Consider the following 12,207-nt stretch of genomic DNA (forward strand, 5'->3'; position numbering starts at 1 on the left):
CCCGATCCCATCCATAAGAGCCATCGCGGCTCCCGTCGAAGCATGATTCACTTCGTCCTGTGACCAGCGCGATGCAAACTCTCCCGGATGATCCTGAACTGCTCAAAGCCATGCTCCTGGCCGAGCGGGCCCGCGCTGAACGTCTGGAGCAGATTATCAAGGCGATGCAGCGTCATCGCTTCGGCCGCAGGGCCGAGAGCCTGCCTGAGGATCAACTGCTGCTCGGGCTGGAAGAGGCCGAACAGACTGAGGCCGCCGAAGGCGCCCAACACGAGCAAGCGGATCTGGCCGAGCGTCAAAGCCGAGCGGCCCAGCGGCGTCGGAACCGCGGATCCTTGCCGGCCCATCTGCCGCGCATTGAGACGATCATCGACATCGAGGATCCAACCTGTCCCTGCTGCCGCAATGCCCTGCACCGCATCGGCGAGGATGTCTCCGAGCGCCTCGACATCGTGCCGGCGCAACTGCGCGTGCTGGTGATGCGACGGCCCAAATACGCCTGCCGCCACTGCGAGGATGGGGTGGTGCAAGCCCCGGCTCCGGCCCGCGTGATCGAAGGCGGCCTGCCCACCGACGCGCTGGTCGCGCAGGTGCTGGTGTCGAAATACGCCGACCATCTCCCGCTCTACCGGCAGTCTCAGATCTACGCGCGTCAGGGCATCACTTTGGATCGTTCGACCCTGGCTGATTGGGTCGGGCGCGCCGCCTGGCACCTGCGGCCGGTACATGAGCGCCTGCTGGCGCAGCTGAAGACCTCACCCCGGCTGTTTGCCGATGAGACCACCGCACCGGTGCTCGATCCCGGCCGCGGCCAGACCAAGACCGGGCAGCTGTTTGCCTATGCGCGGGACGATCGGCCGTGGGGCGGCACGGATCCGCCTGGGGTGGCCTACGTCTATGCGCCGGATCGCAAGGCGGCCCGGCCGATCGAGCATCTGTGCGGTTTTGCCGGCGTGCTGCAGGTGGACGGCTACAGCGGCTATCGGGCTCTAGCTGGAGGCAATCAGGTCACCCTCGCGTTCTGCTGGGCGCACGTGCGACGGCGCTTTTACGAACTGGCCGTGGCCGGAGCGGCGCCGATTGCCAGCGAAGCGCTCACCCGGATTGCGGAGCTCTACCGGATCGAGAGCGAGATCCGTAGCATGAGTGCGGCGGAGCGCTGCCGGATTCGTCAGGCCAAGAGCGGTCCGGTACTGGACGCTCTCGAGCCGTGGTTGCGCGGCAAACTCGGTCTGATCAGCCAGAAGAGCAAGCTGGCCGAGGCGATCCGCTACGCGCTTGTGCGCTGGGACGGGCTGACCCGCTTTGTCGACGACGGGCGGATTGAGATCGACTCCAACGTGGTCGAGCGGGCAATCCGGCCTTTGGCCTTGACGCGCAAGAATGCACTGTTTGCCGGCTCGGATCGCGGGGGCGAACACTGGGCGATCATCGCCTCATTGGTCGAGACCTGCAAACTGTGCGGGGTGGATCCGCAGGCTTATCTCGCCGACGTGTTGAGCCGCATCGCCACCGGCCATCTCAACACCCGCATTGATGATCTACTGCCGTGGGCCTATGCCACCGCGCCGGACCTCAAGGCCGTGGCCTGAGAACACCGCTAACGGACGACCGCCGCAGGATCTTGCCAAACATCTGCGTATCGACGGCGAACATTATGCAGTCGAGAACCCCTATTGAGGCGTCTCAGGCTGTATCGAGAAAGGGCATCAGTTCCATGAATCTAAAATACGAACCCCTCTCAACCTATGTGGGCGTCGAGCTGAAGGACGTCATCCTCAGCGACCTTTACGCCTCGGACGAGTTCTATTGGCGACTGCGCCAAATTTTAGCAGATCACCTCGTCGTGCTGGTTCGAAATCAGGATCTATCAGCAGAACAGCTTGAAGGGTTAGCGGGTCGTTTTGGACCATTAATGAATACTAGAACACCATCGGTTGAAGCCCATCACATCGGGGGGGCAATCAAGGTGATCTCTAATGGAACCGATGCCACTGGACGACGTCTCGGCAATGGCAATGCCTCAGCCCAAGTGTGGCATACGGATTCGTCCGCCCCATGGGAGGTTCCGTCCGGACACGTAATCCTTTACTGCAAGAAAGCTCCGCGCAAGCCTCCACGGACCTTTTTCATGGATATGCGTAGGGTCTACGCATCACTCCCCTCTGAGCTCCAAAACAAGATCTCGAAGTTACGCGTAATTCATCACCACTATCCGCGAGAACACGAAGTCGCCATATCAGAAGCAGGGCCATCATATCCAATAGAAATCCGGAAGATTGGCCCGGTACACCCGCTTGTGCGCCGCCACCTCTCGACACAAGCCCCCATGCTGTACCTGCCTACCCGCAGAGACAGCCTTGTCGTGGGCCTCACTGAAGAGGAAAGCCGAGCTCTACTGACCGAGCTATGGCGTCATGTAGACGAAGCTCCTTATCGCTGCGCGGTAGCCTTGGAACCCGATGATCTCGTTCTATGGGACAATGGGGCATGTGTTCACGGTAGAGAAGGCTGGAGCGAGGATGAAGTCCGAGTTCTATGGCATCAATCTGCTGCAGGTGAGATTCCCGTTCCATACTCACCGGAAGCAGGAACAAGAAACGAGAGTCTATTACCTTCTCTAGCATAGGCTGCAATGGCAACTTAATACCGTGAAATTGACCCATCACCCTTCACTGGATGTCTCGCAAATCTCTTGCGGCAAGTGATGCCCCGGAAATTGTAGGGATCTCCTCCTCTCGCTTCCGGCCCAATCTTCGGAGTGATCGGATGGCAGGCTGGATTAAAGATATTCGAAGCAAGATCGGAAGCGACCTCATTTTCGTCAATTCGGCAGGCGGCTGGATAGAGGACGACGAAGGCAAAGTCCTTCTTCAGAAGAGGTCGGCAATACTTGATCACTGGGGATTCCCAGGAGGCATCATTGAACTAGGAGAGTCGGCGTCTGAAGCCGCCGTTAGAGAAATCCGTGAGGAAACTGGCTTGATCGTCTCACCAATAGAGCTGCTCGGAGTGTACTCGAAATACTTCGCAACCTGTGAGAATGGCGATCAATGCCAAACCTTCACTGTCTTCTTTAGGATGAAGATTATCAGTGGAGAATTGTCAATTGATAATAAGGAAACCTTCGAGCTCTCGTTCTTCTCTCCTACATCCCTCCCACACCTAATTTACGAGCAACATCAACAACTGGTGAGTGACGTCTTGGCAGGATGTATTCCTGCTTTCCGATAGGAGTACACGCACCTGGTGAACGGCCTTTCTAAGTGAGCAGCATGTCATGAGCCTATTGCCTCTATCATTGGTCCTATTCTCCGCTGCTCTGCATGCTACATGGAATGCCATGATCAAGGTTGGAAACAGCACATCCATTGTTCTGGCAATGGCTGTGTGCTCTGCTGTGGTTGGCCTAATCGGAATATTTGTATTTGACGAGATTTCGTCCACTTCGATCAAGTATCTAGTTTACGGCGCTTCATTCCATATTGCTGCGCGCATCATCGGCCAACAAGCCTACCGTTTTGGAGATATGGGTCAGGTCTACCCGATCGTTCGCGGAGCTACCCCGATTCTTGTCGCACTGCTCGCTCTCTACGTAAGCGGTGAGGCAGTCTCAACCGGAGGCACCTTCGCCTTGATGGGCATCGCGTTAGGCGTTGCAATCGTAGCATTGAAAGGCGGAGCAATCCGAGGCGATTTTTGCACTGGAGCCGTGATATACAGCCTCATGGCCGCCTTGCTCTCCACATCCTACATCGTCATTGACGGTGTCGGTGTAAGAGCGTCTCTCTCTCTCCACTTGCGTATGTAGCGTGGATTTCACTAATTGACGGTTTGGGGAGCGCAGCTGTTCTCCACTTTTTGGCAAAGACGAGCTACCGCAGCATTCCACTTTCGATCTGGAAACTCGGATTTGCTGCTGGTCTCCTTCAAGTGATGTCCTGGGGACTTGTGGTAGTTGCGATGAATTATGCCCCAATGGCTCTTGTGGCAGCTACCCGTGAGACCAGTTTGGTTTTTGGGTTCGGCATTTCCCTACTTATACTCAAAGAAAGATACTCGCATTGGCGGGCGCTTGGCTCGAGCACAATCGCACTGTCACTCATACTTTTCCAAAGTTTCAGAGGGTAGTGCAGCAACGTTTATCGGCGAAAGTATCTGCATCATGCGAGGACCTGGACGCAGTTCGGTCAGCCTAGGCTTGGGACTTCTTTCGATCGGGCGCCCATGGGGGTACAAGCAGGGTATGCCTCCTAGTGAGGAGCGGGCTTATGCATTGCTCGATCATGCAATCTCCAAGGGGATCACGTTCTTCGATACTGCTCCGGGCTACGGCTCGAGTGAAAAGATTCTTGGGGCATTTCTAAGGAATCGACCGGCCAACAATCCTCCGATCTACGTCAGCACCAAAATTGGCGAGCACTGGGATTCGACCTCACAGACGCCATTTGTCGATCACTCGTACGACGCACTATGCCGAAGTATCGACCAGAGTATGAAGATCTTTGGAAAAATCGATCTTCTTCAGGTTCATCGGCCAAAGGCTGGTACACTGACATCAAAGGATTTAATGAGGTCCCTTAGCTACGCACAAACACAAGGCATAACGACATTTGGGGCGAGCACAAGCGACATCGGATCGGCAAGGATTGTTTGTCGCGCAGGTGCATTTAGCTACCTACAATTTACGTACAACAAACTTAACACGTCGTTGAGGCACGCCTTTGAACTCGCAACCGAGCATTCGTTAAACGTAATTGTCAATCGACCACTCGCGATGGGAGAGATTGTCGAAACGGCTACCGAAGGAAAAGCGGAAGCGCTCAAGAATGCCTTCAGCTTCATCCTCGACAACTGTTTCGGCGGGGTGATCTTGACTGGAACTAGATCCAAACATCATCTTACCGAAAATGTGAGCGCTTTTCGCGCCGGCAGCCGAGCTGCGCGTTGGTAACCTGCGCCCTTCCTTTGTCTAATCCTACTGGTGACTACGAACGAAGACAGTCCTTAGCCAAGGAGCGTCCAGTACGCTCGCCCGTCTAGAACATAGGACCCAAAAGTGGAATCCACTTTTCACGTCCGATGCGCTAGGACGAATCCACATTCAGCACAGCCAGAGCATGATGGCGGCGAGGTGGATGAAGGCGAGGAAGTGGCAGGCGCGCCGGTCGTACCGGGTTGCAAAGCGTCGGCAGTGCTTGAGCTTGTTGAAGCAGCGTTCGATCCGATTGCGCAGTTTGTAGGCGGTGGCGTCATGGGCAATCGGCTGCTTGCGCGATCGGCTTGAGGGAATGACCGCCTCGGCGCCCATCGCCGCGATGGTCTGGCGCAGCTCGTTGGTGTCATAGGCCCGATCGGCCAGGACGGACCGGGCCTGGAAGCCGTCGAGCAGCGCCTTGGCGCCGAGGCAGTCGTGGCGCTGGCCGGCGCTCAGCAGGAAGCGCAGCGGTCGGCCGAGGCCGTCACAGATCATGTGGATCTTGGTGGTCAGACCCCCGCGGGAACGCCCCAGCGCCTGAGTGGCGGCCCCCCTTTTCCGGCGGCGGCCTGCTGATGGACGCGCACCAGGGTGGTGTCGAGCATGAGATAGTGATTGTCGCGATCCTTGATCAGCTCGGCAAACACCTGCTCCCAGACCCCGGCCTTGGTCCAGCGGGTAAAGCGGGCGTGGACGCTCTTCCATTTGCCGTAGCGCTCGGGCAGATGCTGCCAGAATGCTCCAGAGCGCAGCACCCACAAGACGCCGTTGACGAACAGGCGGTTATCCGCCCCGCTGCGGCCGGGGTCGCCCACCTTGCCCGGCAGCAGGGGGGCGATGCGCCGCCACTGGGCTTCGCTCAGTTCGTATCGCTTCACACCCATCGTCCGGCTCCGAATCAAACCACCTGCAACCCAGTGAGTCAGCTTTCTTCGCTCGTGTGAATCCTGAATGTGGATTGGCCCTAGCCTAGAATTTCGATCACGGGCTCCATCCCGAGGAGCTTGCCGAGCGCCTTCATGCGGCCCGCGAGCCTCTCGTTGGCCAGATCCTGCATTTGAGCGGGCAATTGCAGAACCACCTGGCTGCCCCTCGCCCGCAAGGGCGCCTGCGGCAGGATGCCCTCCATCGAGACCGAGACCGGATAGGCGATGCGCATGAGCGCGGCGAGCAGGCGGGCGCGCTCCAGATAGCGGGAACCCGCCAGGCTCCGGATGCGCGAGCTCACCTTGTCGGGAGACAGGCCCTCGTGCCGGAAGAAGATCGACAGCGCGAGATAGGCCCGTCCCGGGTGATCGAGCCCCGCAAAGGCCCCGTAGGCAATGAGGTTGAGGCTCTGCTCGCCCCGGTAATCGGGATGCGCGCGCCAGCCGATATCGGCCAGGAGACAGGCCGCCCGGCGCAGGCGGTTGTCCGCCTCGGTTTCGGGAAGGCCGAAGCTCCTGATGAAGGCCTCCGTCCATTCGCACAACTCCTCGCCGTGGCGCGGGGAGCGGGAGCGCAGCAGGTTCAGGTCGCTGGCGGCGGCGAGCAGCGGATCGCGCTTCTGCGCCTCCGGGTCGAGCCTGTCGAAGAGGACGCCCTCGCGGACGCCGAAGGCCGAGATCGCCACCTCCTTCGGCCCGCCGAGGCGGATGATCTCCTCCAGCACGATGGCGCCATAGGCCAAGAGCGGCCGGCGGGCCTCGGAAATGCTCTCGATGTCCTTGAGGCCCTTCGCGTCCGCCTCCTCCACGAGGCGCAGGAAGTCGAGGCCGTCTCTGGGGTCGATCATGTAGCCGTGCATCACATGGAGCGGATAGTCCGTGGCGGCCTGATGAAGGCGCGCCAGCGCGCGCCAGGTGCCGCCGACCGCATAGAAGGTGCGGCCATGCAGATGCTCCAGGTATTCCGGCGCGCGCTCCAGGGCCGCGCGCACGATCTTCTGCGCCTTCTTGAGGGAGCCTCCGCTCACGTCCTGGAGGGCAAGGCCGCCCAACGGCATCGTGACGCCCTGGCCGACGGTCGGGCCCTTCACGTCCACGAGTTCGAGGCTGCCGCCGCCCATGTCGCCGGCAAGTCCGTCCGGTTCGTAAAAGCCCGCCACGACGCCCAGCGCCGAGACCCGCGCCTCCTCGGCCCCGGAGAGCAGGCTGATGGGATGTCCGCAGGCCTTCTCGGCGGCCGCCACGAAGGCGGGACCGTTGGTGGCGTCGCGCGCGGCGGCGGTGGCCAGCACGAACACCTCGGAGACCTGCATCGTGTCGCACAGCACCCGGAAGCGGGCGAGCGCGCGAAGCGCCCGGTCCACCGCGTCCTCGTCGAGGCGGCCCGTCGTCGCCACATGGCGGCCGAGGCCGCAGAGAACCTTCTCGTTGTAGATCGGCGTGACCGCGCGGGCCAGGCCCTCATAGGCAACGAGGCGTACGGAGTTCGAGCCGATATCGATGATGGCGACGGGCTGGCCGATCTTGAGCCGGCCCTGGGCTTCTCGGGCGATGGTCTGCATGTCAGCGCTGCCCCCGTTTCGCAAGCGCCCTGGGGCTTGAGGTCTTGAGGGACTTGCCTCGGCCTGAAAGGCTCGGATTCGTCATGAAGTACTTGTGGGCGTTGAACGGCTCCTCGCCCTTGCCCGGCACGATCCGCTGGCTGGTGCCGTCGGGAAGCACGGCCCAGCTCTGCTCGTTGTCGAGGAGATTGGCCAGCATGATTTGATCCAGCACCTGCTGATGGACCGTGGGATTGCCGATCGGCAGAAGCGCCTCGACGCGGCGGTCGAGATTGCGGGTCATCAGATCGGCGGAGGAAATGTACACATGCGCCTTCGGGTTCGGCAGGCCGAACCCGTTGCCGAAGGCGTAGATGCGGGTGTGCTCCAGGAAGCGGCCGACGATGGATTTCACGCGGATGTTCTCCGACAATCCCTTGATGCCCGGCCTCAGGCAGCAGATGCCGCGCACGATGAGATCCACCTGAACGCCCGCCGCGCTCGCATCGTAGAGCGCGTCGATGATGTCGGGGTCGACGAGCGCGTTGCACTTGGCCCAGATCGCCCCCGGCCGCCCGGCTTTGACATGGGCGATCTCCTCGTCGATGTGCTGCAGCAGGCGCTTTCTCAGGGTCAGGGGCGATACGGCCATGCGCTCCAGCTCGGCCGGCTCCGCATAGCCGGTGACGAAGTTGAAGATGCGCGACACGTCCCGGCCGATCGCCGGATCGGCGGTGAAGAAGGACAGATCCGTGTAGATGCGGGCGGTGATCGGGTGGTAGTTGCCGGTGCCCACATGGCAATAGGTGATGAGCTGGCTGCCTTCGCGCCGGACCACCATGGAAAGCTTGGCGTGGGTCTTCAGCTCGATGAAGCCGTAGACCACCTGAGCGCCCGCGCGCTCCAGGTTGCGCGCCCAGCGGATGTTCGCCTCCTCGTCGAAGCGGGCCTTCAGCTCGACGAGGGCGGTGACGGACTTGCCCGCTTCCGCGGCTTCCGCGAGAGCCGCGACGATCGGCGAATCCGAGGACGTGCGGTAGAGCGTCTGCTTGATCGCCACGACGTTGGGGTCGCGCGCGGCCTGGCGCAGGAACTGCACCACCGCGTCGAAGGACTCGTACGGGTGATGGACGATGATGTCCTTCTCCCGGATCGCCGCGAAGCAGTCGCCGCTGTGTTCGCGGATGCGTTCGGGAAAGCGCGGATTGTAGGGCTTGAACTTGAGGTCCGGACGGTCCAGCGCGACGAGCTGCGATAGATCGCGCAGACCCATCATGCCCTCGACCACGAACACCTCGTCGTTGGAAACCTCCATCTCCTCGGCGACGAAGAGGCGCAGATCCTCCGGCATCGCGGCCTCGACCTCGAGGCGGATCACGCTGCCTCGGCGGCGCTGCTTGAGGGCCGTCTCGAAGAGGCGCACCAGATCCTCCGCCTCTTCCTCCACTTCGATATCGGAATCGCGGATGACCCGGAACGCACCCTGCCCCTGCACCACGTAGCCGGGGAACAACCGGCTGGTATAGAGCACGATCATCTGTTCCAGCGCGATGAAGCGGGCCGAGCCGGTCTCGGAAAAGTCCGGCAGGCGGACGAACCGCTCCGCCCGCGACGGCAGGCGGATCAGAGCGTTCAGGACCTTCCCGTCGCTCTGGCGCACCAGCTTGAGCGCGATGGACGAGCCGAGATTCGGGATGAACGGGAACGGATGCGCCGGATCGATGGCCAGCGGCGTGAGCACGGGGAAAATGTGGTTGAGGAAGTAGTCCTCGAGCCAGGAGGCCTCGGGCTTCGTCAGGCCCGCGCCCTCGACGAGGACGATCCCCTCCTCCTGCAGGGCGTCGCGCAGCTCGCCCCAGCGCCGCTGCTGGTCGGACGCGAGACGCGACACCTCGACCGCGATCCTGGAGAGCTGCTCCTGGGGCGTGAGGCCGTCCTGCGAGATCGTCGATACGCCCGAACGCACCTGCCCGCGCAGGCCCGCGACGCGGACCATGAAGAACTCGTCGAGGTTCTCGGCCGAGATGGAGAGGAAGCGCAGCTGCTCCAGCAGCGGATGGTTGCGGTTGGAGGCCTCTTCCAGCACCCGGCGGTTGAATTGCAACCAGGACAACTCCCGATTGATGAACCGCTGCGGAAACCGGCGCAGCACCGCTCCGTCCAGCTCGATATCCGGGGGAGCCTTCGGCAAAGGCGCCTCGCTGACCGTCTCCACGTCCCTCAGGGCCATCGCGTCCCGCACCTCGATCTCCGCCGATTCCTTCTTCGGCGTCCGTTTTGCTCTGGGCTTCGTGACGATCTCACGACGTTTCGGGGACAATGAGGCGGGATCAGACGTCACTCGTTCTCTTCCGTTTCTTGTGCGGATCCGATGATTTCGGCGGCAATCGCGCGCGAGACGCGCCGTCCCCGGCTGAGCGCCTCCTTGTCCAGAAGCGCCACCAGTTCCGAAGCCTTGGCGAGAGATCGCTCGATCCGAAGCGAAATATAATCGACAACGGAGGTATCGACCACGAGTTGCCTGTCCACGAACAGCTTCACCAGAACGGCCTTGAGCAGGGCGTCGTCCGGCGCGTCGAGAGACACGGCCGGGGCGAGGCGCAGCCTCGACAGGAGGTCGGGCGTCCTCAGGCCCCAGCGGTCCGGAGGCGTCTCGCTGGTGATCAGGAGGGAGGCCTTGCGCTCTCTGGCCAGATTGAGAAGGTGGAACAGGGCCGCCTCGTCCCGCTCGCCCCGGTCCATGTCCTCGATCGCGAGGGCCCCGTTGGAGATGACGTGAGGAACCTTGTCGTGGGTGATCTCCAGGGCATCGACCGTCCAGGCATGGGCGTTCTCGGCCCAGATCGAGGCGAGATGGCTCTTCCCGCTGCCGGGCGGACCGATCAGCAGGAGAATCGTGTCGGGCCAGTCGGGCCATCCCTCGACAAGGCCGTAGGCCTGCTCGTTCGACGGGCTGACGAGAAAATCCTCAGCTCCGAAGCGCGGATCCAGAGGCAGGTCGAAGGCCAGCTGCTTGGGAGCGTCACGCATCGAGATCGGCCCTGTCGTCGAGCTTGGGATGGATCACCACGGGCCCTGTTCCGCGATAAAGGGGGCTTGCCAGATACTGCCGGAGGGCGAAGCGCGCGATGACCCCGATGGCGGCCGCGAGAGGCACGGCGAGCAGCAGCCCCACGAAGCCGAAGAGCGCGCCGAACGAGACCAGCGCGAACATGAGCCAGACCGGGTGCAGCCCGACGGAATCCCCGACCAGCTTGGGCGACAGGATGTTGCCCTCCACGAACTGCCCGAACACGAAGATGCCGAGCGTCGCCAGGATCATGGTCCAGTCGGGCCAGAACTGCACGATGGCCACGCCGACCGACAGGATCAGGCCGGTGAGCGAGCCCACATAGGGAATGAAGCTCAGAAGGCCCGCCGTCATGCCGATCAGCGCCCCGAAATTGAGGCCGATGAGGGCGAGGCCGACCGCATAGAAGGTTCCGAGGATCAGGCAGACCAGCGCCTGCCCGCGCACGAACCCGGCGATGGCCCGGTCGATGTCGCGGGCGATGGCGCGGATCGTGTCCCGGTGGCGCAGAGGCATCCAGGAATCCACGGTCCTCACCATGCGGTCCCAGTCGACCAGCATGTAGAAGGCCACGACCGGGGTCACGACCAGAAGGGAGAAGATGCCGATCAGCGCCTGCCCGCCCGACCAGAGCCCCTGCAGGAAGGCCGTGAGCCATGCGATGCCCTGACTGATGAGGTTGCCGACGGATGTCGGCGCGGCGGGCAGCGCCTCCTCGATTCCGAGCTTGCGGATGATCGGCCCGAGCTGCTCGGCCCCCAGCTCCTGAAGGCGCGCCACATAGCCCGGCAGCCTCTCCACGAAGGCCCCCACCTGCTGCGCCGCGAAGGGCACGAGGATCATCAGCGAGATGATGAAGAGCAGGACGAACAGGATGAGAATCAGCAGGCTGGCGCCCAGGCGTCCGACACCCATCCTCTGCAGCCGGTCGGCCAGCGGATCGAGCAGATAGGCCAGCGCGAATCCGGCGACGAAAGGCAGGAGGATGCCGCGCAGCACGAATAGCAGCAGCACCCCGGCGACAAGCGCCGCAATCCAGAATCCGATCTGCCTTTGGACCGTCATCGGCACTCCATACCCGAAAGCTCAGGGACCTTAAGCAGCCATGTGCCGCAGCCAGCCCCCGAGATAGGCACCAGCGGAAGCCACGGTCAAGGTGGCGACGATCAGCATCACGATCTCTTCAAGCCCGCCCAGCTCCACGCCATAGGCATTGGCCGCGAGCGCGAAGGCCGCGAATCCGATCTGGGCCGCGGTGTTCAGCTTGCTCACCATGATCGGCTTGATCTCCACCGGACGGCTCATGACCCAGGAGAGGAGAACGGCCGACACGATCATGGCGTCCCGCGAGACCACGATGATCGCCAGCCAGCTCGGGATCGCGCCCACGATCGCGAGAGACACGTAGATCGAGACCAGCAGAGACTTGTCGGCCAGCGGATCGATATAGGCCCCGAACTCGCTCCTCATGTCGAAATGTCGGGCAATGAAGCCGTCGACGGCATCCGACACGCCCGCCACGACGAACAGAATGAAGGCCGCGGCCCACCGCTCCTGCATGATCATGACGATCACGATGGGAACCATGACGAGCCGGGCGATGGTGATGATGTTCGGTATGGTCATCGTGCCGGGATGATGCCGGGTCGGGAGCCCAAGTTCAATTTCCGGTTGGACCCGCCGAGGTTTCCA

11 protein-coding genes are annotated in these 12,207 nt (G+C 61.9%); 5 read left to right on the forward strand and 6 right to left on the reverse strand.

The genetic code is table 11. The annotated features are described in order from the left end of the window. Nucleotides 1-71 precede the first annotated feature (71 nt). From tnpC to RE429_RS14675, 5 genes are all read left to right on the forward strand, one after another. Nucleotides 72-1,592, forward strand: a complete 1,521-nt coding sequence (gene tnpC, locus RE429_RS14655) for an IS66 family transposase (protein WP_414474126.1) — start codon at nt 72-74, stop codon at nt 1,590-1,592. 125 nt (nt 1,593-1,717) lie between these two features. Then, a complete protein-coding gene (locus RE429_RS14660; protein WP_414474212.1) occupies nt 1,718-2,629 on the forward strand; it encodes a TauD/TfdA dioxygenase family protein in 912 nt (303 codons plus the stop codon). 140 nt (nt 2,630-2,769) lie between these two features. Continuing rightward, the gene (locus RE429_RS14665; protein WP_414471473.1) at nt 2,770-3,234 is read left to right on the forward strand and encodes an NUDIX hydrolase; all 465 of its coding nucleotides are present in this window, start codon (nt 2,770-2,772) and stop codon (nt 3,232-3,234) included. Nucleotides 3,235-3,343: 109 nt separating this feature from the next. Next, entirely contained in the window at nt 3,344-3,811 is a 468-nt protein-coding gene (locus tag RE429_RS14670; RefSeq protein ID WP_414471474.1) for a hypothetical protein, read from the forward strand. Nucleotides 3,812-4,246: 435 nt separating this feature from the next. Next, nucleotides 4,247-4,954, forward strand: coding sequence for an aldo/keto reductase (locus tag RE429_RS14675; protein ID WP_414471475.1), 708 nt, complete (start codon nt 4,247-4,249; stop codon nt 4,952-4,954). 150 nt (nt 4,955-5,104) lie between these two features. Here the strand turns inward: RE429_RS14675 and RE429_RS14680 are convergent. The 6 genes from RE429_RS14680 to RE429_RS14705 all read right to left on the reverse strand — a co-directional run bounded on the left by RE429_RS14680 (nt 5,105) and on the right by RE429_RS14705 (nt 12,141). After that, nucleotides 5,105-5,862, reverse strand: a protein-coding gene (locus RE429_RS14680) for an IS5 family transposase (RefSeq protein WP_414471476.1) whose coding sequence is annotated in 2 segments (ribosomal slippage) — nt 5,105-5,526 and nt 5,526-5,862 — 759 coding nt in all. Because the reading frame shifts where the segments join, the coding sequence is not laid out codon by codon here. A gap of 80 nt (nt 5,863-5,942) precedes the next feature. Continuing rightward, nucleotides 5,943-7,466, reverse strand: a complete 1,524-nt coding sequence (gene ppx, locus RE429_RS14685) for an exopolyphosphatase (protein ID WP_414471477.1) — start codon at nt 7,464-7,466, stop codon at nt 5,943-5,945. A 1-nt stretch (nt 7,467) separates the two neighbouring features. Continuing rightward, nucleotides 7,468-9,675, reverse strand: a complete 2,208-nt coding sequence (locus RE429_RS14690; protein ID WP_414474213.1) for an RNA degradosome polyphosphate kinase — start codon at nt 9,673-9,675, stop codon at nt 7,468-7,470. A gap of 107 nt (nt 9,676-9,782) precedes the next feature. Then, entirely contained in the window at nt 9,783-10,475 is a 693-nt protein-coding gene (locus tag RE429_RS14695) for a hypothetical protein (protein WP_414471478.1), read from the reverse strand. Continuing rightward, the gene (locus tag RE429_RS14700; protein ID WP_414471479.1) at nt 10,468-11,580 is read right to left on the reverse strand and encodes an AI-2E family transporter; all 1,113 of its coding nucleotides are present in this window, start codon (nt 11,578-11,580) and stop codon (nt 10,468-10,470) included. Before RE429_RS14700 ends, RE429_RS14695 begins: the two co-directional genes overlap by 8 nt. A 30-nt stretch (nt 11,581-11,610) precedes the next feature. Next, nucleotides 11,611-12,141 (reverse strand): CDP-alcohol phosphatidyltransferase family protein, encoded by a 531-nt coding sequence (locus RE429_RS14705; RefSeq protein WP_414471480.1) that lies wholly within the window; start codon nt 12,139-12,141, stop codon nt 11,611-11,613. Between the last annotated feature and the right edge of the window lie 66 nt (nt 12,142-12,207).

This window comes from Microvirga sp. M2 (assembly GCF_047497095.1).
Taxonomy (GTDB): Bacteria; Pseudomonadota; Alphaproteobacteria; order Rhizobiales; family Beijerinckiaceae; genus Microvirga.